The following is a 24,411-nucleotide window of genomic DNA, read 5'->3' on the forward strand; positions in this document are numbered from 1 at the left end:
CGATGTACAACGAGCAGTACCACGACCAGGGGACCGACCAGCCCAATCCTTGGTACAAGCAGCCAGCGGTGCTCATCGCGCTGGCGGGCGCGGGCGTGGCGGTCGTCGCCGTGATCGCCGCGCTGGTGATCACCAGCAGCGACAAACCGGCCCCGGCAGGCAGCACGTCATCCGTCTCCTCGACCACCAGCTCGACGCCCGCGGGTTCCGGCGGCGGCCACGAGGGCCATGGCGGTCACGGTGGCAACAACGGGGGCGACTCGACGGTGACGGAGACTCAAACGGTCTCCGAGTCGCCGACCAGTCAGGAAACCACGACGACCGAGCCGACCACCACCACGACAACTACGACGACTGAGCCGACCACCACCACGACTCAGCCGACGACCACGACAACCCAGCCGACCACCACGACCGGTCGGTCAGTAGTCGTCCCAATTCCCGGCGGCGGCAACATCCAGGTGCCTGTCGGGGGTCAGTGAGCCATCCGCATCCCCGGCGGACCAGAAATTCCGCCCGGCGGTCCGGACAGGCCGTGATGCGCCTGTCCGGAGCTGCTGGGGGAGTTTTCCTTCCACAGGTGGCCCGCCGCGCATAGCGCGATCACGAAGGACAGCACGCCGATCGGGATGGCCCACACGCGCCGGGTATCGAGCTTGGCGGCGCACTGGTCGTGGTAGTTGGTCGACTGGCTGCCCGCAGAACTGATCTTGTCCAACTCCGCGCTCCGGGACAGCCGCGGGCCGACGGGCATGCCGCATGTCACCGTCTCGGTCGTGCCGCCCGTTTCGACTTGAATCGACACCGGGGTCAACAAGACGGCCATCGCAATGATCGTGGCGATACCGCATACGCCTGAAAGGACTCCGCGTCCGTGCATGTCTCGGACGCTACGCCGTCAAGGGCACGCAATGGTGGTGATTCGGCATCTGCACCGGCACAAATCGCGCACCGAATTTCAGCAGGCGGTGCTCTTGGCGGTCCGGCAGATCGGCGCCGCCACGCTGCGCAGAACCTGCTGGTCGTCGACGTCCATCCACGGTGCGCCCGCAGCCCCGGTAACAGCGTTTGTCACGGTCAGTTCGGCCACCGTCCCGGTGCCGGGCGGCTCCACCACGAACAACCGGTACTGGGGCTGCTTGCCGCCTTGCGCCGGCAGCGTCACGGTGGCGGTATGCCCGTTGGCCAGGTCGGTCACGCTGACCTGCGCTCCGACGGCGTTGAAGCAGTGGTCCAACCGCGCACGTAGTGACCGATACACGGTCGAGGCATATTGATCGGTAACCCCGGTGTCACCGGGCCAGTGCGCGATCACCTCCACCGCAGTCCACCCGGACTCTTCGGAACTCACTGTCGAAGAAGCGGATTCGGGCGACTGCGGCAGACTCTCCCCCAGCGAGAAGCAAAGATTGGCCGACCAGAAGCCTGGACGATCCACCGGGATTGCATTGCGCGACAACGCAACCCAATGGGACACGTGGTCCATGGGAACGTCGCGTGGATTGATCCAGACGGTGTCGGGCAGCGATTTCGGTTCCGCGGCGGCCGATGCCGCACCGCCTAGGCAGGCGATCGCGATGATCACCGAACCCGCCCGCAGCCACCCCTGCATCATCACCGGGAATTCCTCGCTAGCAAGAGCCCTTGCACAGCGGCTGAGCCAACGCGCGCAGGACCGTCGCGTCGTCGACGGGCTTCCACGGCGAGGGCTCAGTACCCGTGCGGGGCACGGTGACCGCTAGTTCGGAAACGGTGCCCGATTCCGGCGGGACCACGTTGTAGATGTGCACTTCGCTGGTGGGGTTGTCGCGCTCCTTGCCCACCAGCAAGGTCGCCGCAAAGCCGTACCAGGATGGCGCGGGGCGCAGGTCGACGCTGATCACCTCGCCGACGCCCGGGCAGTAGTTGAGCTGAGAACGGATAGCGCTCTGGAATGCCGAGGCGCCACCGGCGGCCCCTTCTGGCCACTGCCCCGCCGCCTGTACGACAGAGGCCGCGGTACCCGGCGCGGTCTGCGTGGCGATGGCCGACGCCGGTGGCAACACGTCCGCCGGTGGGTTGCCACACAGCCGCATGCTGAGGAAGGCCGCCCGGCCGGACACCGTGGGGTTGGCCGCTGACCAGTGGTAATCACCGTTCATCGGAATCTCACCGGGATTGATCCACACACTGGCGGGAACGGGCTTGGGCGCGGGCCCCGCCGGATTGGGAGTGGGTTCGGCCGCGGCCGTCGCAGTACTGAATCCAGCCGCCAGGGCAAGGGTCGCGACGAACAGGCGCATCATCATCTGCTCAGTATGCCGGGCGGTCGTACAGAGACAATTGGGTGAGTATTCCTTCTGCGCTGCGGACCGCTGCCAAACACACCCGACTGGTGAACGGATCGTTGAGCGGATACTCGGCCCGCGCCCGCCAGCGTCCCACCGCATCGAGCGCGGCCCGGCGCGCATCTGGACGCGTCTCGTCCAAACCCAAACGTGCAGCGGCATCCGTGCCCCAGGCCCCCAACAACCTGCGGATCAGTACGGTCTCGTGTTCGGTGAGCGTGGTGGTTCGCGAGGACAGCTCGGCCAGCAGCCTCAGCTCATCGAAGGCGTGTGTGTCGGCGAGCAGTGGGTCGATCTCGTCGATGACCCGGCGCCCTCCCCGGACCGGGTAGCTGGTCAGCACCTTTCGAGCCGAAAGTAGTGCGGTGTGCGATTTGAGGATGCCGGCACGTTGACCGAACTGGTTGGCGATGATGTTGTGCAGTTCCACCAGTCCGCTGCGTTCCAGAAGTTCCTCGGCCAGCCCGGTGGCGTCGGTGACGCCCACCCGGATGACCGTCACCGCGATCCGGATACCGAACATCCCGAACCGGTGCAGCAGCGCGGCCCTGGTCTGCGCGTCGACCGGCAGCGAGTCGTCTTCTCGCACAAATCTGTCCACCGACAACAGGGCCTTGGCCAACACCTGCGGATCCAGTTCGGCGAGTTTCTGCAGCGCGACGAATTCTGCCTGCCGCAAGGTGCGTGCGGTGAGCGCCAGCAGTCCCGCGACGGGAACGACGGCCTGGCAGATCCCTGTGCGCTCCATCTCCCCCGCGAACCGAGCGGCCACCTCACGTGCGGACAACATCGCATCGAGCCTGCCGACGCCAATCTCGTCGGCACGCGACACCACGCCAACCACTCCGACAGCTCCGCCGCGCTCGCCGCCCACAAGCTTGCCGATCTGGGTGAGCAGCCCGATATCGGCGGCATTCAGGCTGCGCAAGAGAAATATCACCGCATCGACCCGGGGCACACCATCTTCCGGTACGAGCAGTGCCAGGCTGCGTTCAGAGACCTCGGTGGACAACGACGAGGTTCCGGGCGTGTCGATGAGCGTGATCTCATTCAATTCCGGCGCGGGCCAATGGACATCGAGATCAGCCACCGATGCCGGATCGAGACGGTCAAGCTCGAAGGAAAGTCCTCCGTCGCGCCGGATCGGAATATCCTGGCGCACACCGCTGAAGAGATTGGCCGTGACCTGCGGGGCTGCGCCATGGCGAAACCAGGCGACGATCCGCGTTGCCTCGGTGGCATCCGTGGGTGCTATGTCTTCGCCGACAAGCGCATTGACCAATGTGGATTTACCGGCGTTGAGGGTTCCGGCGATGGCCACCCGGATGGGCTCGTCGAGCCTGGCGGCGATGCGCCGCAATTCGTCGTGTGGCTCGGCGACGCGCAGGTACCGCGGATCGCTCTGGTAGGCACGCAGGGCGTCGCCGATGAGGGCACGGGTCTGATCGATGCTGCTCATGTGGTCGGCTGCAACCCCTCGACATGGGCGTTGACCTGGCGAAGGATATGCAACTGGCGCTCAACCGCATTGGTCCGCGAATCACGGTCCTCTGCCTCTAACCGCGCCGACGCGATAGCGGCCTGCAGCGACTCGTTGAGAGAGCGGGTGGTCTGGTTGGCGATCTCGCGGAAATGATCGCGCAGCTGCCGCTGCACCAGCCGCAGCCTGTCACGCGATTCCTTGAGGACGACGAAGGACACGTCGTCAAGGAACCGGCGCACGTTGGTCTTGGCCTCACCCCGGATGCGCAGCATCCGATTCTCCATGTCCTCGTTGTAGGTCTTCTTACCCAGCACCGCGCCGGCGCCCAGCGAGATCAGATTGAACATGCCGAGCCCGGCCACGGAGGTCAGCATGCCGAACATGATGACGCCGCCATAGGACCCGCGCAGCCCGGTGATTGCCTTGTGCCCCAATTTGATCGGCTTGGCCTCCAGTTTTGACAGCGATTTCAGGTCGCTCAGGTCGGCGCCCATCTCGCTGGCCCGCAGCCGGGGCATCTTGACCGAATCCAGGCCGTCGGTCGCGAAGGTTTCGGCCACCTGTGCGGCCAGGTGCATCGCCCGTTGATGCGCCCAGACGAAGTTGTTTCCCACCGAGTTGGCCACGGCCTGTTCAAGTTTTGCCCCGACCTCGGCCCAGTTCTTGGTGGGGTCAGTGCGGTCGATGACCTCTTCGGTGCGTTGCAAGATGCGCCGGAATCGCGATTGCAGGTCATGCTCGACATCGGTGGAGATGTCGGTGATGCCATCGCCAAGGACCTGCTGCCATAACGCGGTGTGAGCGAGCGCTTCCTCGGCTTCGCGCTTGCGCCGCTCCAGGTCCGAGGTGAGCTCGTCACGGCTCTGCGGGTCCTGTAGAGCACTCAGCTCGGCCTCCAGCGTGAGGGTGAGGTGCTCTGATGCCGAACCGATCTCAGCGATCGCCTGCTGCCGCGAGTTGGCCTGCTGATCGGCGATGGCATTGCTCAGAAACGTCACCAACGCAGGAAAATTGGATTCGGCGTTGAGCTCCTTGTCATTGAGCTGCAGCGCGTGCGAACGCAATGTCGAGGACACCGTGATAGCGGGGACGGTGACTCCGGCACGCTGCAGATGAGCGGAGTTGGCAGCCACCACAGCACGCCAGTGCGGGTACAGGTCGGTCTTGGTGTTGACGATCGCCGCAACGGGGCACAGATCCAGTGCCTGCTGGATGAAAACCAATTCGGGTTCGGTGAATTCGGAGCTCAGGTCGCTCACCATGAGCAGGACGTCGGCATCTGGAAGAAGACCGAGCGTGCTCGATAGATGCGGTTGCCCGAAACCACCAACCCCTGGGGTATCCACAAGACACAGGCCGCTTTTGAGCATCGGGCTGGCCACCGTGACCTCGACTCGGAGTACCTCGCGCCCCTGGGCCTGCGGAGCCCGTTTGAGGTCCTTGCCGATGTCGGCCACCGGGATCGGAATGATCTCAGGTTCTCCCGCGAGTCCTCCGCCGTCGTATTGCTCGACCGGGGCCACCACCAGTGCCGCCGACGGCTGCTCGCCATAACTGATTACGGTTGTCACCGAAGTGGTTTCGTCATCGCCCACCCTCGCCACCGGCATGTTGAGCAGCGAATTCACCAGCTGGCTCTTGCCCTGCTTGAGCTGACCTGCCACCACTACGCGAAGGGGACGGTCCACGAGAAGCCGGTCCACACGGTCCAGGCGGTCGATCAGGTCGCCCCGATCGTTTTCGCCCGCGATCTTGCGCACATGCCCAAGCAGCTCGCTGATGAGCGCAAGCTGTTGCTGGCTGTCTTGTGCGGTGTCAGACAAGGTCCGGTAACCCTTCTCGCTCGAAGTTCCTCATACTGTGCCATTTCTCTAGATCAGCACGGTCGGACAACCTTCCATGCGGATGCCCCGCACCGTTGTCTGGTGCGGGGCATCCGTCCGGGTGCTAGTGGTGCTCGGCGCCCGGCAGGGTGGTGTGGTCGGTCGCGGATGCGTGACTCTGGGCCTGTCCCTGAGCTTCGAATCCGGTACCAGCCGCACCATGCGACCCCAGCGAGGAGCCAAACGACTCGTTCATCGAGGAGCTGTGCGAGGCATTGAGCGAGCTGTTCATCGACTCGTTGATGGCGCTGGAATGGGTGCCGGCGCCGACCGCTGTGCTGCCGCCAACAGAACCCGAGCCACCCAACGACTCATTGATGGCACTGGAGTGGGTGCCGGCGCCGACCGCTGTGCTGCCGCCAACAGAACCCGAACCACCCAACGACTCATTGATGGCACCACCCACATGCGAACCACCACTGACGCCACCACCCACACCAACACCGGTGTGAGCACCGCCGCCAACCGCAGTGCCGCCGCCAACAGAACCCGAACCACCCAACGACTCATTGATGGCACCACCCACATGCGAACCACCACTGACGCCACCACCCACACCAACACCGGTGTGAGCACCGCCGCCAACCGCAGTGCCGCCGCCAACAGAACCCGAACCACCCAACGACTCATTGATGGCACCACCCACATGCGAACCACCACTCACGCCACCACCCACGTGAGAACCAGCGCCAATGGCACCACCGAGACCGGCACCGGCGTTCACACCACCACCGACCGCAGCATTACCCGCCACAGATCCCGAGCCGCCCAGTGACTCACTAATGGCACCACCCACATGGGAACCAGCACCAACGGCACCACCGAGACCGGCACCGGCGTTCACACCACCACCGACTGCAGCATTACCCGCCACAGATCCCGAGCCGCCCAGTGACTCACTAATGGCACCACCCACATGGGAACCAGCACCAACGGCACCACCGAGACCGGCACCGGCGTTCACACCACCACCGACCGCAGCATTACCCGCGACCGCTGCGTTGCTCACGACCGCGGCGTTACCTGCAACTGCGGCGTTACCTGCCAAACCAGCGTTGGCCGCCAAACCAGCATTGCCCGCCAAACCAGCGTTACCCGCCAAACCAGCGTTACCCGCCAAACCAGCATTGCCCGCCAAACCAGCGTTACCCGCCAAACCAGCATTGCCCGCCAAACCAGCGTTACCCGCCAAACCAGCATTACCACCCACAGCGGCCGAACCGGCTCCGCTCGTCGCGGTACCGATATTCGCCTGGTTGTGCGAAGCGATTTCGGTGTTGGTGGTGTTACCCGAGCCGATGTTCGTCGAGCGGTCGGTGTTGAACGAATCGTTGATATTGGTGGTGTTGCGCTGCGAGTGGTCATCGACGACGGTCACGCTCTTGTCGATGTCGGCAGAGCCGTGCCCACTGACGTTGGTGTAGTCGCCACCAACCCGAGTTTGGCTCTGGTCCACACCGACATTGCTGCCGTGGTCCGCATTGATGATGTTGCTATCGCGCACATCACCGTTGACAGCGGTGGAACCCTTACCGGAAGCAATGGGACCGGAGTTGCTGCCGCCCACGGCCACGGCGCCATCACCAATGGCCGTGGTGTCACGGTTACCGAACTGGATATCACCAAAGCTCAGGTCCAGCAGCGGACCGCGATTGAAGCTGTCGACGTTCCCGCTGGGGCTCATCAGCTGGTTGCCACTCGCGATCGGGTTGTGGCTTGCAAAGTCCGTGTCGTTGTGGCTCATGAAGTCGTTGTCCCGGGGGCTCAACAGCGAGGGCGACAGGATGCTCGGACCATCAGGCTGTGCACCGTAGTAGTTCTGCAGGTTGCCCGACAGATCGTGAATCGGATTGCCGGTATTGACCCACTGCGACTGGTAGCCGTAGTTGGAGGCGACCGACTCGGCAACGACCGGCATGACCGCGCCGACCTGGGCGGCGGTGACCGCCGAGAGCCCAGCGTTGGCCAGTGAGGCCTGCGGGTCAGCGACATAGTTTGCGGCCTGCACCGGGTCGCGGAACAAGTTCAGGATGAAGTCGATGATGGACATGGGGTCTCCTTGAGTAATCGGAGTCAACCGGTTCTGTCCGGTCGAACTGAATACAAACCTACGAACCTGCAAGAGCCCTGAAAACGGGAAAACTTCCCCCTCTCAGCCGATCCCCTACGGGGGTTCCCAACCATCCCCATTAGGGGATTAGGGGGGCACTAGGGGCGGGGCCGCAGACACCCGTCACCGCATGATCGCCTACTTTCCGCGGCCAAAAATAGGCGACTACAACGCCCTGAGCAGCGATAACGACATAAATACTATCCGTCTTAGTAATTTATCTACTATCTTTCCTAGTAGTTACTTACTAAGTTGGATAGTAATTTGAGAGAGAGAAACCGTGCTGCGAAGCGTGAACCGTCAACGTGATACCTGGATCGCCGCGATCTTGGGCGTGGTGATCATCGTGCTGGCCGCGTACCTGTTCTTCGATCACAGCAGCCGAAGCACCGCCTCGATCGACTCACCCGCGGCCACCACACACCCCAACAGCCTGGCCCGGCTGCGCATAGACGATCCAATGGCCCTGGGCCCCGTCGATGCGCCGGTCGTACTGGTCATCTATTCGGATTACCGCTGCCCCTTCTGCGCCAAATTCAGCCGGGACACCGAACCTCGACTCATCGAGCGGTATGTCGACACCGGGAAACTGCGGATCGAATGGCGTGATCTCCCGATCTTCGGCGGACAGTCGGTGCAAGCCGCCAAGGCGGGTCGAGCAGCGGCCGAACAAGGCCGGTTCTGGGAGTTCAACCGTGCTGTATACCGGCATGCACCGGATCGCGGTCATGCCGAGCTGACCGACGAAATCCTCCTTGAGCGGGCTCGTGAAGCCGGAGTCCCGGACCTGGCCCGCTTCCAGGCAGCAGTCGCGAGCGATCGGCTACTGCCTGCTGTACAACAAGACATTCAGGAGGCCGTCGCGATCGGTGCGGCCTCCACGCCCGTGTTCGTGATCAACGACAAGCCCGTGGTCGGTGCGCAGCCATTGGACGTCTTCGTGTCGGTCATCGAGCAGGCTCAACGGTGATCGACGTCGGAGTCCTCGGCGCCCTACTCGGTGGGGTTCTGACGTTGGTCAGCCCATGCTCGGCGATGCTCCTACCGTCGTTCTTCGCATACTCCTTCGACCGGACCGGACTACTCCTGCGCAGGACCGCGCTGTTCTACCTGGGCATGCTGACGGTGCTGGTGCCGCTGGGCGCGGGCGTAGGCGCGATCGGCGCGCTGCTTACCGAATACCGCTCCCAGGTGACGACGGCGGGAGGCCTGTTGATGATCGTGCTCGGTGTGGCGATCATCGCCGGATTCGGCTTCCGCGTCGGCCCCGCAGCGCGCGCGGCAGCTCGCCTCGATCTGTCCTCGGGCCTGTCTGTTCTGATGCTCGGCACCGTGTACGCGCTCGCGGGATTCTGCTCCGGGCCGATACTCGGGAGCGTGCTGACGGTGGCCGCCATCGGCTCCAGCCCGATCTATGGCGCCCTGCTCATGTCGCTGTATTCATTGGGAATGGCGGCACCCCTATTCGTCCTGGCGTACGCCTGGGGGCGATTGGGGCTGTCTGACCGACGCTGGATCCGGGGACGCGAGATCCGGATCGGACGCTTCCGAACCCATTCCACCAATCTCGTCTCCGGCGCGATGTTCATCGTGATCGGGGCATTTTTCGTCGCCACCGACGGGACAGCCACACTGGGCGGGATCACCGGCAGCGATACTCAGTTCGATATCCAGGCGCGGCTGCAAGATCTCACCTCCGGCCTGCCGAACGCGGCAGTGGCACTCGTGATCGCCTGTGCCGCATTCGCAGTAGTCCTGGTGCGTCTGCTGCGTCACCGCACCGACGCGACAAGCGGCACAAGTGACAGACCCAGAGAGGACACCGATGAGCGCGCCTAGACGGAAGGAGACGGCTCGTGCGTGACATGTTCGGCCTCGGCGAGCGGGAATCGACGATCATGGAGGTGCTGTGGTCCGTAGCGGAGCCGGTGACTGTCCGCGACGTCCTGGATCGGCTGGACCGCCCCTTGGCATACACGACGGTCATGACGGTCCTAGACAACCTGCACAACAAAGGTCACGTCACGCGCGAGAAGGTGGGGCGGGCGTTCCGCTATCGCGCCGCTGAGACACGCGAGGCCGCGGCGGCGCGCATGGTCCGGGAAGTGTTGGCCGCCAGTGGCGATGCCGAAGGGGTGCTCTTGCATTTCGCCGGCCCTGCCTCCCCGGAGGAATCCACGGTGCTGCGCAGAATCCTCCGACGAGGTGGACTGACATGACCGTCGCTTTGGTGTTGATGACAAGTGCAGCCCTCATCGCTGTCGCAGGACCGGCATGTCTGCGACCGGCCGTGCGCCCCTCGCTGCTACCCGCCGCCGCGCTGGCGGCCTGGCTCGGAGCCTTGATGGCCTTCCTCGTACTGACGGCGTTGTCCGCGACAATGCTGCTCTTTCCTCACGTACTGGACACCAGCGGTGTCAGGACGCTGGTGGGCGGGTGCCTGAGCGGAAGCATCCCGCACTCATCCTTTGGAACCCTTGTCCAGCTTGGGATCTCGCTGCTGCCGCTGACCATCCTGACTCGGATCGCGGTCGTTGCGATTCGGAGCCTGCGCTCCGCGCGCCGGCACCGCGCCCGCCACTTCTGGATGCTGGGTGCGGCGGCATGTCGCTCCGGGCACGTCCATTGGATCGACGATCCCCGGCCGATCGCCTACAGCCTCGGTGGCGCTCGAGGAGCGGTGGTGGCCACTCATGGCATCCGCCGCCTCGGCGAACAGCAGTGCGCAGCAGTGCTCGAGCACGAATTGGCGCACATCCGCGGCCGGCACCATGTGGCCGTGCTGTGTGCCGATATCGCAGCGAAAGCACTTCCGATGCTGCCGTTGATGCGCCGTGCACCAGAAATGGTGAGGCTGATGGTCGAGCTGGCGGCCGACGATGCGGCGGCACGGGCGCACGGGCCGCGCACCGTGCACGCCGCACTCCTGGCGATGAGCAAGTCGGGTGTGGCCGTGCGGGGCGCCCTGAACATGTCCGGCGAATCGGTGGCGGTGCGGCTCATCTGGCTACAGGCACAGGGAGCCAGCACCCACACACCGATATCGCGGGGCCGACTGATGCTCGGCTTCGCGTTGCTTCCCACAACTCTCGTAGGCGCCGCGCTGGTGGCGCTGTTCCGGGTGTACTGCACGTTCTGACACCCAGCGGCGCCACACCACATTCGTCGACCGCATATCAGGGAGAGCTCATGAACGTTCAGCGCGCCGGGCAGATAGCGCGATGGGTCATTCCCACGGGCGCCCGCCTCGTGTTCGGGGTCATCTTCTTGCTTGAGGGAACCCAGAAGATCTTTGGCTGGTGGAGCGGATCCCCCACCGGTTCCGGACACCCCGAGCCGTTCCTCACCTGGCCGTACTGGTGGGCCGGCGTGTTCGAGCTGGTATTGGGCGTCATGGTGACGGTGGGACTGTGGACCCGAGTGTCGGCGGTCCTGGCGGCCGGAATGATGGCCTACGCGTACTTCTTCGAACACCTGCCGGTGCATTGGGAGCCCATGCAAAACGGCGGGGCCTTCGCGGCGACCTTCTGCTGGGGGTTCCTGCTGCTGGCGCTGACCGCCGATGACGCGCGACTATCCGTGGACCGGCTGCTCGCTCGTCGCACTCAGCGGTGAACCGGCGACCTAGTCGTCGCTAGAACTGGTCGAGTCCGGGATCGTGGTCGATTCCCGGGTGATGCCCCAGATCGCCGTGATCGAAGAACGGATCCTGCAGGCCGGAATCGACAGATCCTGACGTGGCCGCATCTGCGATGAAGTGCCCGGGCTCGAACCCGGCATCGGGGGTCTGCAGCGGCGCCTGGAACTGATCGATCGCCGAAACCGCGCTATCCGCCGACGGACCGAACTGATCGGGGAGGGTGATCGCGTCCTGACGCGCCCCCAGATCCGAGACCGCGTTGGTCGCGGTGTGCAGGCCCGCGTCCAGGCTCGGGTCGTGCGTCGGCGCGGTGAACGGTGAGTCGAACGCCTCGAAGGCACGAGTCGCGGCGCCGGTGGCCCAAATGTTGTCGGCCGGAAGCGCCGTATGCAATGCCTGCGTCAGATCACCTGCGGCCGGGTTGGCGGCGAGCTGCGATGCCTGTGCGCCCAGGGCCGTCGGGATCGACTCGCTGACCACCGGGATCAGCGCGGAAACATCTGCCGGTTGAACCCCGTCCAGATGTGCGTCGGCAATGACTTGCTCGGGATTGGCCGCGTACTGCGCGGCCATATCCTGGTCACGGACCAGCGCCATGACGAAATCCAACAAGTTATTGCCCATGTCTGCGATGGTAGGAGCCGCCTGTTCCTCCTGCTACGGGGAGCGACCCGTTGCCCATCGGTACCCCATTGGGGGACGCACGTTAGGGGATGTCTCCTCATTAGGGGGTGTGACGACCGTCATCCCCTACTGTTGGGCTGCGGGGTGAAACGTCACGGCACCGCAGAACGAACGGATAGGTATGGCCAACGCACTGGGACTGTCGATCGGCGCCACTCAACTGGTGGCGACACCCGACGATCCACAGAGCCAACCCGTCGTGCGCAGCTCGATTCTGACCCTGCATGAGGACGGTCCGCCCGAGGTCGGGCTGCCCAGCCACCCCGGGTTGACGCTCACCGGGTTCGTCGGCCGAGTCGGGGACCCGGTGGGCATCGTGGCAGCGGACGGATCGGTGCACCGCGCTGAGTGGGCACTGACCGAGGCGATGCGCGTGCTGATCGCCGACGCCGCGTCCACCGCGAACTTCACCGCACCGCCCGTCCTGTCCGCCTCGGTCCCCGCGCACTGGAGCCCGCAGACCATCAGCACCCTGCGGGACGCCATAGACCGTGTACCCGCCCTTGCTCCGGGCGGCAGACAGTTGAAGCTGATCCCCGATACGCGCGCCGCCCTGGAGTCGTTGGCCGCGGGACCGGGGACCCCCGATCGCGGCGTCGTGGTGGTGTGCGATCTCGGCGGCTCGGGCAGCAGCATCACACTGGCCGATGCCGCCCGCGGGTTCCAGCAGATCGGCCAGACTGTCCGATTCGTCGAGTTCTCCGGCCAACAGATCGACCAGATGCTGCTGACGCAGGTGCTCACCGATCTGAACCAGGACCCGGAGGGCACCACCTCGGTAGGCGCGCTGACCAGGCTGCGCGATCAGTGCCGTCTGGCCAAGGAACGGCTCTCCGGAGAAACCACGACCTCGGTACCGGTGCAGCTACCCGGCATAGCCTCGGACGTCCGGCTCACCCGCACCGAGCTCGAAGACCACCTGCGTGCACCGTTGTCCAAGCTGATCAACGCCATTCAGGACACCGTGGAGCGCAACGGAATTCATCCGGCGCACATCGCCGCGGTCGCCTCCGTGGGCGGCGGGGCAAGCATTCCGCTTGTCACCCAACAGCTTTCCGAGCGGATGCGGGTTCCTGTCATCACCGGGCCGCAGCCGCAACTGGCGGCAGCCCGTGGCGTGGCGCTGCTCGCCACCCGGCCAGACCTACCACCACAGGACGCCACTGCGATGCGACCGGTCGAGCAACCGCGGGGCGATGCCACCATGATGCGCCCGGCGCCGACGGGCACCGGGACCTTTGCCGCTCCGGTGGCCGCTGCCGCCAATGACGAGCCGGAATTGGCTTGGTCTCAAGATGATTCAGCCCCGGACCTGGCTCCTCTGCAGGAAACGGGATACCAGAGCGGATACACCGTCGACCTGGACGACGAGTATCAAGGCCCCACCGAAGCCACCACCGCCCGCCCCGACCTCCAGTTCAGTCACGATCCGTACGCGGCCGAAGACGACTACGACGACTACCCACCGCTGCCCTGGTATCGGCGACCCCTGGTGTGGTTCATCGCCGCGGCAGCCGTCGCCGGTATCGCCTTCACCGGCATGATGGTCTCGCTGACCAGCAGTGAATCACCGGCCCCGGCCACTACGACGCCGAGTGTCAACGTGGTGCCGAGCACGGGCGACGCGCCGACCGAGCCACCGCCGTCGCCCGAACCCCCACCGCCGCCGCAGACCCACACAGTGACGCAGTCGGTGCAGCCGCCACCGCCGTCCCCGGAGCCGCCACCCCCTCCGCCGCCGACCACGACCACAACAACGACGACAACACCGCCGACGACAACAACAACCACCACGACCACAACAACGACTACGACCACCACGACACCGCCGACGACGACCACCACCCAGCCGACGACCACGACGACCCAGCCCGCCTCGACGTCCACCTCGCGCCCGGCGATCACGATCCCGGGATTGCCCCCGATCCCGATCGGTCCGCGCAACTGAACGCCGCTCGCGACAACGGACTCTCCGGGACGTTCGACGGAATCGCCTCGGCGATAACGACTATCAGCCAGAGGTTGGCCGCGGGCGGCGCCGTCAAGGTACTCGTCAGCGGCACGGCGGGCAGCGGCAAGACATCGGTATTGACCGGCGTTCGCGAAACGTTGAGCAATGCCGGCTCGCTGCCCGTCAACCACGTTCCCGAGCAGCTGTCCGCCGGGCGCTCCGGCCCGTTCGTCATCGACGATGCCGAATCGCTGACCGCCCGCCAGCTCGACATGGTGCGCATGGTGGTGGAGAGCGATCCGGCGGCCGTCGTCGTGGTGGCCGCGACGCCCCGACGCAATCCGGCTCTGCGCGCCCTTTTTCAGGCATTGGAACGCGAATCACCCTCGATCACACTGCATCCCGTCAACGCTGGCGATATCGCCCGGCTGTCCCCGTACGCAGCCGGCCACGCCGACGAGATCGCCGCCGCCACCGGCGGAAACCTTGCACTGGTCGCTACGGCCGTCGATCATCTGGGCGAGACCGATCCACTCGAATCCGCCTTGCGCGCCATCGATTCCCGCATCGATGACCGGCTGCGCCGGTTGTCCCCACCGACACTGTCGACCGCCCTGTTGATGTCACTGGATGCGGGCATCGGCGCATCGGATATCGCTACGGCACTGTCTCTTTCCGATGCAGAAGAGCTGGTCGACGAGGCATTGGCGAGCGGACTTGTTCCCGGCCCAGGCCAGACCGCATTCGCGGCAAGGGTGCATGGTTGCGCCGCCCGCCTGCTGGGAGCGGCCCGGCATCTCGATCTTGAGCGCTCCCTGCTGCGCACGCAACTTCAGGCCGGCTCGGTGTCTGCCGATTTGGCCTTGGCCCTGGTGGCACATGGATTACGAGATCAAGAGATCGCCGGGCTGCTATCAGATTGGGCGGCAACCGAATCCGATCCGCTTGGGGCGGTCGACCTGTACCGGGCCGCGCTGGCCGCGGGCGCCGAGCCTGGCCCGCTTCGGGTGCCGCTGGCCGAATCCCTAGCTCGCACGGGCGACCTGGCCGCTGCCGCCGCACAGGCCGATGAGGTGCTGACCTCTGCCGACCCGGCCCATCGGGCCGCTGCCGTACGCATCGCGGCGGCTATCGCCTGTCACAACGGTGACTCCGGCCAGGCCGCCGCGTTGTACGGCTGGTTGGGTTCGGATATGGACGGCTCGACCGCTCTGGCCGCGGCGCCTGTATTCGTCGGTACCGGCCAGCTGGCAAATGCACGAAAGTCCTTGGAAGACAGTGCAGGAGCCCCGCCTACCACGGCGGCTACCGCCCTGCGCAATGCCGCCATGGGTGTCATCGCGTCCGTTGAGGGCCGCAGCCAAGAGGCGTTGTCACTCCTGGGACAGGCAGTCACCCAGCAGCCCTCCGCGTCGGCGTTCGCCCCCGATAGCACCGTCGCCCTGGCGGCGTTGGCCATGCTGCACAACGGTGACACCGCGCGCGCCCGCAGCATTCTCACCGATGCGATCCGCGCCGATCGACCGCACGACGTGTTCGGCGTACGACACCGGCTGCTGGTGGCCTGGATCGCCATGTTGTCCGGCGACCTGACCGGAGCCGAGCAGTGGCTGCCGGTGGCCGATGCCGACCTGTCCCGGCGCGACCGCCTGTTCGCCGAGTCGCTGCGCACCGGCATCGCACGGCGCCATGGAGACACCGGTCCCCTGCGCCAGCATTGGCAGGCCGCCATGGACGCGCTGTCGGCGTACTCGATCGATCTCTACACGCTGCTCCCGGTCGGCGAGCTGTGGGTGGCTGCCGCACGGCTGCGCACCCTGGATGCCATGACGCACCACCTGGACCGCGCCTTCGCGGTGCTGGCGCAGCTCGGCGATCCGATCTCCTGGGCGGCACCGCTGCGGTGGGCGGGCGTCCATGCCGCGATCCTGACCAATGCGCCGGAGAACCTCGCCCCGCACGGGCAGGCGCTCGCCGCGGCCGCGGGACCCAGCCCCTACGCCCGCACCCTGGCGACCGCCGGGCGCACCTGGCTGCGGGTGCTCGCCAATCAGGTGGACGGGGCGGAGGTGGACGGCGCCGCACGGATGCTGGCCGACACCGGCCTGGGCTGGGATGCCACCCGCTTGGCCAGCCAGGCCGCCCTGCACGCAAACGACCCGAAGGTGGCCGCCGCAATGCTCGCACTGGCCCGCGATCTGCGGGCCCCGTCCACCACAACGGAGGACGACGGCGGCAAGACCCAGTCGCCCGCGGCGGCACATGCACCGGCATCCACGCGTCTGTCCGATCGCGAACGCGAGGTCGCCGAGCTGCTGTTACGTGGGCTTCCCTATCGCGATATCGGTGCGCAGCTGTTCATTTCGGCCAAGACCGTGGAGCATCACGTCGCGCGTATTCGTCGTCGCCTCGGCGCCGAATCGCGGTCCGACATGTTCTCGATGTTGCGGGCGATCTTGGCCTCATAAGTGCGAGAAAGCTCACCCGATTGGCGGGTTAGGTAAGCCTGACTAGGACTTTCGACCCTGGCAATGCGACGATGACCTCGCATCTGGCACAAGTTACCCGCGAGTAACATTACTCTTGTTACTGACGAGTAACTTCTCGGGACCGGGAGGTCAGCACCACCGTGAGTACCGCGACGATCATTCTCGGAATCATCGGCGTCACCTACAGCCTGATTGCCTGGGGCTCATTCGGTAGCGGCGTCGTGAAAATGCTCCGCGTCATCCTGTCCGGTCAGCCAGACGGCACCCGCTGGCGCCCGATCGTCCCACGCGTCAAGACCGTCATCGTCGAGGTCGTCGCGCACACCCGGATGAACAAGTTTCGCACCGTGGGCTGGGCCCACTGGCTGGTGATGGTCGGCTTCCTCGGCGGCTTCCTGCACTACTTCGAGTCCTACGGCCAGACCTTCAACCCGGAATTTCACTGGCCATTTTTCGGCGCATCCTTCGCCTGGGAACTCTGGATCGAATTTCTCGGCGTCGGCACCATTGTCGGCATCGTCACTTTGATAGTCATTCGCCAGCTGAACCACCCCCGCAAGCCCCAACGCCTGTCTCGTTTCGGCGGTTCCAACTTCATCGCCGCTTACACAATCGAAATGGTCGTGCTCAGCGAAGGCCTGGGCATGCTGCTGGTGAAGTCCGCCAAGATCGCGACTTACCACCACACCAACCCGTACTCCGACCCAGTAAGCAGCCAAGTAGCCAAGCTGCTGCCGGCGAGCCCGCTTATGGTCTCGGCGTTTTCTTTGTCCGTGATGTTTTTCGGCGGCCTGTTCCTGCTGCTGGTCGGGCGCAAGCTGGTCTGGGGTGTGGCCTGGCACCGTTTCGCGGCCTTCTTCAACATCTACTTCAAGCGCAACGCCGACGGCTCCGTCGCGCTGGGTGCGGCCAAGCCGATGATGTCCGGCGGCAAGGTGCTGGAGATGGAGAGCGCCGACCCCGATGTCGACGCGTTCGGTGCCGGCAAGGTCGAAGACTTCAGCTGGAAAGACCTGCTGGACATCACCACCTGTACCGAGTGCGGCCGCTGCCAGAGCCAGTGCCCCGCCTGGAACACCGGTAAGCCGCTGTCACCCAAGCTGCTCATCACCTCGCTGCGTGACCACACCTACGCCAAGGCCCCCTATCTCCTGGCCGGCGAGGACAAGTCCAAGCTGAGCGAGGCGCAGGCCGCCGAGGGCGAACGCCAACTCGTCGGCGGCGAGGGTGCCGTGATCGATCACGAGGTGCTGTGGAGCTGCACCACTTGCGGCGCCTGCGTCGAGCAGTGCCCCGTCGACATCGAGCACGTCGACCACATCATCGACATGCGCCGATACCAGGTGCTCATCGAGTCGGAGTTCCCCGGCGAGCTTGCGGGCCTGTTCAAGAACCTGGAGAACAAGGGCAACCCGTGGGGCCAGAACGCCAAGGACCGCCTCAACTGGATCGAAGAAGTCGACTTCGACGTCCCGGTGTTCGGCCAAGACGTGGACAGCTTCGCCGACTTCGAGTACCTGTTCTGGGTTGGCTGCGCGGGTGCCTACGAGGACCGTGCCAAGAAGACCACCAAGGCCGTGGCGGAGCTGCTGGCCCTGGCCGGAACGAAGTTCCTGGTGCTTGGCGCCGACGAGACCTGCACGGGTGACTCTGCCCGCCGCGCCGGCAACGAATTCTTGTTCCAGCAGCTGGCCATGCAGAACATCGAGCTGCTCAATTCGGTGTTCGAGGGCGTCGAGCAGAAGCAGCGCAAGATCGTGGTGACCTGTGCCCACTGCTTCAATGCACTCGGCAACGAGTACCCGCAGGTCGGCGGCGACTACCAGGTGGTGCACCACACCCAGCTGCTCAACCGCCTGGTGCGCGACAAGAAGCTGGTCCCGGTCGCCCCGGTCTCGCAGGACGTCACCTATCACGATCCGTGCTACCTGGGCCGCCACAACAAGGTGTACACCGCGCCGCGTGAGCTGATCGGGGCCTCGGGTGCGGCGATCACCGAAATGCCCAGGCACGGTGAGCGTTCCATGTGCTGTGGCGCCGGTGGCGCTCGCATGTGGATGGAAGAGCAGCTGGGCAAGCGCATCAACATCGACCGTGTCGACGAAGCCCTGGCCACCCCGGCCTCCAAGATCGCCACGGGCTGCCCGTTCTGCCGCGTGATGCTGACCGACGGTGTGACCGCGCGCGACGACTCCGCCGCCGTGGAGGTCGTCGACGTCGCGCAGCTTCTCCTTGAATCCGTGGGCCGTACCGACGACGTCCGGAAGGCGTTGCCCGCCAAGGGCACCGCTGCTGCGGCCGCTGCGGAAAAGGCGGCGACAAAGGCAGCGGAACCCGAACCCGTCGTCGCCGAAGAAGAAGAGCCGATCACCGAAACGGCCGCAGCCCCCGAGACCGCCACTGCGGAAGTGAAGCCGGTGTCGGGCCTGGGCATGGCCACCGGCGCCAAGCGACCGGGAGCCAAGAAAGCAGCGGCCCCTGCGGCCAGCTCGGCGGAAGCCGCCGCTGCCCCGGCCGCACCCGTCAAGGGCTTGGGCATGGCCACTGGCGCTAAGCGACCCGGCGCCAAGAAGTCGGACGCCCCCGCAGCCGCCCCCAGCACGGCGGAGGCAGCACCCTCCGCACCGGCGGCACCGGTCAAGGGCTTGGGCATGGCCACCGGGGCCAAACGACCCGGCGCCAAGAAGGCCGCCCCTGCTGCCGCGGCACCGGCGACCGAGACGGCATCCGAGGCACCAGCGGCTCCTGCTGCCCCCGTGCCGCCCGTCAAGGGCCTGGGTATGGCGTCCGGCGCCAAACGACCCGGCACCAAGAAGGCCGCCCCGGCAGCATCGGCTCCCGTCCCTGCGGCAGCAGAGCCTGAGACTGCTGCACCGGCCGCTCCGGAGACGCCGTCGGCTCCTGCTGCCGCCACACCAGAGCCCCCGGTCAAGGGTCTCGGCATTGCCACCGGCGCGCGCCGCCCCGGCGCCAAGAAGGCAGCTCCCCCGGCTGCCGCCGCTCCTGCCCCGGAAGCAGCTCCGGAACCCGAGCAGCCCGCCGCGGCACCGGAACCGGCTGCACCCGCACCCGCAGCGAAGGAAGAGGCGCCTGCGGCGCCGGAGCCCCCGGTCAAGGGCCTGGGCATGGCCCCGGGAGCACGCCGTCCCGGCCGCCGAAATTAGATATTGGCTGGACAGCAATGCCACCATTGAGACCGTGAGTACCGATAACTTGCCGACTGACGTGCCCCCGCGCGTGCCCGGCGTCTCATCGCGGCAGCATCAGCGGGTCTTTGCGCAGTCCACCAAGCTGCAAGACGTCCTGTACGAGATCAGGGGTCCGGTACACGCCCACGCCGCCCGGCTGGAAGCCGAGGGGCACCGCATCCTCAAACTCAACATCGGCAACCCGGCGCCGTTCGGTTTCGAGGCGCCCGATGTCATCATGCGCGACATCATCCAGGCGCTCCCCTATGCGCAGGGCTATTCCGATTCCAAGGGCATCCTGCCCGCGCGACGCGCGGTGGTCACCCGCTACGAGCTGGTCGACGGCTTCCCGTACCTGGACGTGGACGACGTCTTCCTGGGCAACGGGGTATCCGAGCTCATCACCATGACCACCCAGGCACTGCTCGACAACGGCGACCAGGTGCTCATCCCGGCACCTGACTATCCGCTGTGGACCGCCGCCACCTCGTTGGCCGGTGGCACCGCGGTGCATTACATGTGCGATGAGACCAACGGCTGGATGCCGGATATCGAGGATCTGGAATCCAAGATCACCGAGCGCACCAAGGCCCTCGTCATCATCAACCCGAACAACCCCACCGGCGCGGTCTACACCCGCGAAATCCTCACGAAGATGGTGGAACTGGCCCGCAAGCATCAGCTGCTGCTGTTGGCCGACGAGATCTACGACAAGATCCTCTACGACGACGCCGAGCACATCAGCGTGGCATCGCTGGCCCCGGATCTGTTGTGTTTCACTTTCAACGGACTATCCAAGGCGTACCGGGTGGCCGGATACCGGTCGGCGTGGCTGGCCATCACCGGGCCCAAGGATCACGCGGCCAGCCTGCTGGAGGGCGTCAACCTTCTGGCCAACATGCGACTGTGCCCGAATGTGCCTGCCCAGCATGCGATTCAGGTCGCCCTCGGCGGACATCAGAGCATCGATGATCTGGTGCTCCCGGGTGGCCGACTGCTGGAACAGCGCGATGTGGCCTGGACCAAGCTCAACGAGATTCCCGGCGTCTCCTGCGTCAAGCCGCAGGGCGCGCTCTACGCATTCCCGCGCCTGGACCCCGAGGTGCACCACATCCACGATGACGACCAGCTGGTCCTGGATCTATTGCTCAACGAAAAGATCCTGCTGACGCAGGGCACCGGCTTCAATTGGCCCGAGCCCGACCATCTTCGGATCGTGACGTTGCCGTGGGCCCGCGACCTTGCGGTCGCCATCGAACGCCTGGGCAACTTCCTGGCGAGCTACCGCCAGTAGGCCCACCACCCGCCGACACGCCCGTTCGTGGCGACCATATGCGAGACAGAACCGCCACTACACGGCGTGTCGGCGCCCCAGAGGGTCAGGCGTGAGTCAGCTCTTCCACGCGCTTGCCCAGGCAGAACACACGCCATCCAGCGTTGACCCACTTGGCGGCGTCGAGGCAATTGCGACCGTCCACAATGACTTTGGTGCGCACTACCTTGGCCAGCTCGTCGGGATCGAAGTCGACGAACTCCTGCCATTCGGTGAGCAGCAGCACGGCATCGGCACGATCGGCGGCCTCCAGCACCGAGGTGGCGTAGTTCAGTGTCGGGAACAGCCGGCGTGAATTCTCCAGGGCCTTGGGGTCGTAGACGTTGACGGCCGCGCCGTTGAGCTGCAGCAGGCCGGCGACGTTGAGCGCCGGTGAGTCTCGGACGTCATCGGACTCCGGCTTGAACGCGGCGCCCAGCACCGCCACGTTGGCGCCGAGCAGCGATCCGCCGCATGCCTTGGTGGCAAGCTCGACCATCCGGGTGCGCCGCCGCATGTTGATGCTGTCCACCTCGCGCAGGAAGGTCAGGGCATGGCTGGCTCCCAGCTCGCCCGCGCGCGCCATGAACGCCCGGATGTCCTTGGGCAGGCATCCCCCACCGAATCCCAAGCCCGCGTTGAGGAACCGCCGCCCGATGCGCGGGTCGTAGCCCAGTGCATCGGCCAGCGTGGTCACGTCGGCACCCACCGCCTCGCACACCTCGGAGATGGCGTTGATGAAGGAGATCTTGGTCGCCAGGAAGGCGTTGGCCGAAACCTTGACCAGCTCAGCGGTTTCCAGGTCGGTGACCAGAAAGGGAACCTCTTCGTCGAGGATCGGCCCGTACAGTTCGCGCACCAGCTTCTCGGCACGGTCGGAATCCTGCTGCACACCGAGCACGATGCGGTCCGGGTGCAGGGTGTCCTTGACTGCATAGCCTTCACGCAGGAACTCGGGGTTCCAGGCCACCTCGACGTCGACGCCCTCGCCCGCGAATCCCGCTGCCCGCTGGCCCAGTTCACGTGCGGTACCTACCGGAACGGTGGACTTGCCGATGATCACCGCGGACCGTGAGAGCAGCGGGACCAGGGTGTCGATCACCGAGTGGACATGGCGCAGATCCGCCCCGTATTCGCCCTTCTTCTGCGGCGTTCCGACGCCCAGGAAGTGCACGTCGGCGAATTCGGCGGCCTCGGCATAGCTGGTGGTGAAGCGCAGGCGCCCGGATGCGATGTTGCTCTGCAATATCTTTCGCAGCCCGGGCTCGTAGAACGGAATGTCACCCGACGAGAGCTTGGCGACCTTGCCTGGGTCGATGTCGACTCCGAGCACCTCGTGGCCCAGCTCGGCCATGCATGCAGCATGGGTGGCTCCGAGGTACCCGGTTCCGAATACGGTGCATCTCATACTGCCTATATAGGCCGCCAGGGTTAGCAACCCGGATACGCCGCACCATCGGTGTCCTAACGCCGGGTGTACGGCGAGAGCTCAGCGTGAATCCTCTTCGCGCAGGCGCTCATCGGCGTTGTGAATCCTTGATTAACGCCCGCCAAACGGCCAGGGGAATCCCGAGTTGGAACCACCGCCGGATCCGCCGCCGTGCGAGCCACCGTTGCCGCCCCAACTACCGCGCGAGCCGCCACTGTCGGAACCACCGCGCGAGCTGCCGCTGTCACCCCAACCACCGCGCGAGGACCCGCTGTCGGAGCCACCGCGCGAGCCGCCATCGGAACCTCGACGGGAACTGTCGTCGTCACCCCAACCACCACGAGAGCCGCCATCGGAGCCACCGCGCGACCCGCCCCGCGAGCCGCCGTCGGAGTCACCGCCCCCGATGGGCGGCAAGCCGGGAATCGAGATGATCGGTGGCTGCTGCGTTGGCGGCGACCACGTCTGGGCCGGCGGTGTGTAGGTCGGGGTGTACTCGGGCGGCGCATAGGTCGGGCGGTTACGCGGAGGCGCCCACCACGGGTTTTCCTGGCGCCGTGGCTGTTCCCACACCGGGGGGAACAACGGGATCGGCACCGGTACGACGGCTGGCGGGGGCGCTACCGGCGCAGGCTCTGCGGGCGCGGGCGCGGGAGCGGCCGGCGGCGGGGGCGCCTCCGGTCCGGGCGCCGGGGCCTGCGGAGCGGGCTGAACGGGCACGGGCGCGGCGGGCCTGGGTGCCGCCGGCACCGGGTTGTGCTGAGGCGCCGGAGCCACCACCTGCTGCACGGGTGCGGGAGCAGGCGCGGCGGGCGCCGGGGCCTCGGCCAGGGGAGCCGGCGCTGGTTGTTGGGGCGCCTCGGGCGGCAGCGGGTTCTGCACCGGGTTCTGTACGACGGCGCGGTCCGGCGACGACGGCCCCTGATCCACCGTGGAGCGCACCGTCACCGTCAGTGAGACGGCCAGCGCTATCGAGCAGATGCCGAAGACCAGCAGCAAGGGCGCACCCACCAGCAGGAACGGCTTGCGTTCGACCGGATGGTCCTCGACATCATCGAATTCACGCAACTCGGTCTCGGCGTCCCCGAACTCGCCGGCGCCTTCCGTGACAGCGTCGGGGTGCACAAAGCCCGAACCCGTGGGCCCCTCCAGCGAGTAGGCCTGTCCCAGCAGCGCGGTGCTGGCCTCGAAATCCGGCTCCTGTGCCGATGCCAGCGCGGCACCACGGGCCAACGCCAGCTCGGGCTGGTCCGGGGAATTCACCGGCAGCGCGATGGCCTCGCCCAGCGGGTCGGTCAGGTCCGAGACGTCGGTGCCCAGGCCCAGCAGGAACACCCCGTCGGGCGCGTTCTCCTGCCCCTTGAGCGGGTTGACCAGGTTGGCCAGTACCCCGGGAGTGACGCCGGTGACCAGTGGCTCGCTGGCCAGGCCGACGATCGATCCGTCGGCAGAGTCGACCACGGCGAGCGTCGCGGTCTCCGGTTCGATGACCAGTAGCGCCGACTTGTCGTATCCGGTGACGCTGCTCGCGGCCTTGGCCAGCGCACCTCCGGCGTGCAGCGCGGAGAAGAACTCGACACCGTCGATCCCGCGGCTGGCCAGGGAGTCGCGCAGCGCGGCGGCCTCGGCGTGATCGCTCCACACCACTCCGGTGGAGACCAGGTGATGGCCGCCGTCGAGCATGCCGTCACGGGTGCCCACAATCGCGGAAAGCACCTGGTCGGAGGCCGTGCCGTCGCCGTCGGAGACGATGATGGTGTCGGTGTCGACGATCCTGCCGTCGGCACCTGCGCCCTCGACCAGTACCAGGCGGGCAGTCGTCGGTGTCATCGAGACACCAAGTACGACGTCCACGTCAGATCCTCCGCTGCATATCGACACGGTCACACGAACAAACGCGCCAAGGCCGTCAAAA

Annotated in this window: 19 protein-coding genes; 10 read left to right on the forward strand and 9 right to left on the reverse strand. The window is 66.0% G+C overall.

Features of this window, described 5'->3' with window-relative positions; all coding sequences use genetic code 11:
- Window positions 1-2 precede the first annotated feature (2 nt).
- Window positions 3-482 carry a hypothetical protein gene (locus MYCSP_RS20370; RefSeq protein ID WP_083019667.1) on the forward strand — a complete coding sequence of 160 codons (480 nt, stop codon included), beginning with the start codon at window positions 3-5 and terminating at the stop codon, window positions 480-482.
- Here the strand turns inward: MYCSP_RS20370 and MYCSP_RS20375 are convergent.
- From MYCSP_RS20375 to MYCSP_RS20400, 6 genes are all read right to left on the reverse strand, one after another.
- Complete coding sequence (locus tag MYCSP_RS20375; protein ID WP_083019665.1) at window positions 476-880, reverse strand: hypothetical protein; 405 nt, start codon at window positions 878-880, stop codon at window positions 476-478. The genes MYCSP_RS20370 and MYCSP_RS20375 overlap by 7 nt on opposite strands.
- Window positions 881-958: 78 nt before the next feature.
- Window positions 959-1,612, reverse strand: coding sequence for a hypothetical protein (locus MYCSP_RS20380; RefSeq protein ID WP_083019701.1), 654 nt, complete (start codon window positions 1,610-1,612; stop codon window positions 959-961).
- Between the two features lie 19 nt (window positions 1,613-1,631).
- On the reverse strand, window positions 1,632-2,288 hold the full coding sequence (locus MYCSP_RS20385; RefSeq protein ID WP_083019663.1) for a hypothetical protein: 657 nt from the start codon (window positions 2,286-2,288) through the stop codon (window positions 1,632-1,634).
- A 4-nt stretch (window positions 2,289-2,292) separates the two neighbouring features.
- A complete protein-coding gene (locus tag MYCSP_RS20390; RefSeq protein WP_083019661.1) occupies window positions 2,293-3,786 on the reverse strand; it encodes a dynamin family protein in 1,494 nt (497 codons plus the stop codon).
- Window positions 3,783-5,633 carry a dynamin-like GTPase family protein gene (locus MYCSP_RS20395; protein ID WP_088414929.1) on the reverse strand — a complete coding sequence of 617 codons (1,851 nt, stop codon included), beginning with the start codon at window positions 5,631-5,633 and terminating at the stop codon, window positions 3,783-3,785. The genes MYCSP_RS20390 and MYCSP_RS20395 overlap by 4 nt, the downstream gene beginning before the upstream one ends.
- A gap of 124 nt (window positions 5,634-5,757) precedes the next feature.
- A complete protein-coding gene (locus MYCSP_RS20400; protein WP_088414931.1) occupies window positions 5,758-7,743 on the reverse strand; it encodes an IniB N-terminal domain-containing protein in 1,986 nt (661 codons plus the stop codon).
- A gap of 340 nt (window positions 7,744-8,083) precedes the next feature.
- Between MYCSP_RS20400 and MYCSP_RS20405 the strand changes: the two genes are divergently transcribed.
- From MYCSP_RS20405 to MYCSP_RS20425, 5 genes are read left to right on the forward strand one after another with little or no spacing between them, the layout of a single operon-like run.
- The gene (locus MYCSP_RS20405) at window positions 8,084-8,773 is read left to right on the forward strand and encodes a DsbA family protein (protein WP_083019655.1); all 690 of its coding nucleotides are present in this window, start codon (window positions 8,084-8,086) and stop codon (window positions 8,771-8,773) included.
- Window positions 8,770-9,642, forward strand: a complete 873-nt coding sequence (locus MYCSP_RS20410; protein ID WP_083019653.1) for a cytochrome c biogenesis CcdA family protein — start codon at window positions 8,770-8,772, stop codon at window positions 9,640-9,642. The genes MYCSP_RS20405 and MYCSP_RS20410 overlap by 4 nt, the downstream gene beginning before the upstream one ends.
- A 17-nt stretch (window positions 9,643-9,659) precedes the next feature.
- The gene (locus tag MYCSP_RS20415; protein ID WP_083336091.1) at window positions 9,660-10,022 is read left to right on the forward strand and encodes a BlaI/MecI/CopY family transcriptional regulator; all 363 of its coding nucleotides are present in this window, start codon (window positions 9,660-9,662) and stop codon (window positions 10,020-10,022) included.
- The gene (locus MYCSP_RS20420) at window positions 10,019-10,942 is read left to right on the forward strand and encodes a M56 family metallopeptidase (protein ID WP_083019651.1); all 924 of its coding nucleotides are present in this window, start codon (window positions 10,019-10,021) and stop codon (window positions 10,940-10,942) included. The genes MYCSP_RS20415 and MYCSP_RS20420 overlap by 4 nt, the downstream gene beginning before the upstream one ends.
- 50 nt (window positions 10,943-10,992) lie before the next feature.
- The gene (locus MYCSP_RS20425; RefSeq protein ID WP_070911949.1) at window positions 10,993-11,418 is read left to right on the forward strand and encodes a DoxX family protein; all 426 of its coding nucleotides are present in this window, start codon (window positions 10,993-10,995) and stop codon (window positions 11,416-11,418) included.
- A 19-nt stretch (window positions 11,419-11,437) separates the two neighbouring features.
- Here MYCSP_RS20425 and MYCSP_RS20430 read toward each other — a convergent pair whose 3' ends face one another.
- Complete coding sequence (locus MYCSP_RS20430; RefSeq protein ID WP_083019649.1) at window positions 11,438-12,067, reverse strand: Rv0340 family IniB-related protein; 630 nt, start codon at window positions 12,065-12,067, stop codon at window positions 11,438-11,440.
- A gap of 181 nt (window positions 12,068-12,248) precedes the next feature.
- On the opposite strand from MYCSP_RS20430, the gene MYCSP_RS20435 reads away from it, so the two are divergent.
- The 4 genes from MYCSP_RS20435 (at window position 12,249) to MYCSP_RS20450 (ending at window position 21,049) form a co-directional block, all read left to right on the forward strand.
- Window positions 12,249-14,075 (forward strand): Hsp70 family protein, encoded by a 1,827-nt coding sequence (locus tag MYCSP_RS20435; protein ID WP_088414933.1) that lies wholly within the window; start codon window positions 12,249-12,251, stop codon window positions 14,073-14,075.
- Between the two features lie 74 nt (window positions 14,076-14,149).
- Window positions 14,150-16,546 carry an isoniazid response ATPase/transcriptional regulator IniR gene (iniR, locus tag MYCSP_RS20440; RefSeq protein WP_162266276.1) on the forward strand — a complete coding sequence of 799 codons (2,397 nt, stop codon included), beginning with the start codon at window positions 14,150-14,152 and terminating at the stop codon, window positions 16,544-16,546.
- Between the two features lie 161 nt (window positions 16,547-16,707).
- The gene (locus MYCSP_RS20445; RefSeq protein WP_083019803.1) at window positions 16,708-19,731 is read left to right on the forward strand and encodes a (Fe-S)-binding protein; all 3,024 of its coding nucleotides are present in this window, start codon (window positions 16,708-16,710) and stop codon (window positions 19,729-19,731) included.
- A gap of 7 nt (window positions 19,732-19,738) precedes the next feature.
- Window positions 19,739-21,049 (forward strand): pyridoxal phosphate-dependent aminotransferase, encoded by a 1,311-nt coding sequence (locus MYCSP_RS20450; RefSeq protein ID WP_083019833.1) that lies wholly within the window; start codon window positions 19,739-19,741, stop codon window positions 21,047-21,049.
- 85 nt (window positions 21,050-21,134) lie between these two features.
- On the opposite strand, the gene MYCSP_RS20455 is transcribed toward MYCSP_RS20450, so the two are convergent.
- Both MYCSP_RS20455 and MYCSP_RS20460 read right to left on the reverse strand, forming a co-directional pair.
- A complete protein-coding gene (locus tag MYCSP_RS20455) occupies window positions 21,135-22,475 on the reverse strand; it encodes a UDP-glucose dehydrogenase family protein (RefSeq protein WP_070911944.1) in 1,341 nt (446 codons plus the stop codon).
- A 132-nt stretch (window positions 22,476-22,607) separates the two neighbouring features.
- Window positions 22,608-24,350, reverse strand: a complete 1,743-nt coding sequence (locus MYCSP_RS20460; RefSeq protein ID WP_083019805.1) for a DUF7159 family protein — start codon at window positions 24,348-24,350, stop codon at window positions 22,608-22,610.
- Window positions 24,351-24,411: the final 61 nt, after the last annotated feature.

Origin of the sequence: Mycobacteroides saopaulense (genome assembly GCF_001456355.1) — a bacterium.
Taxonomy (GTDB): domain Bacteria; phylum Actinomycetota; class Actinomycetes; order Mycobacteriales; family Mycobacteriaceae; genus Mycobacterium; species Mycobacterium saopaulense.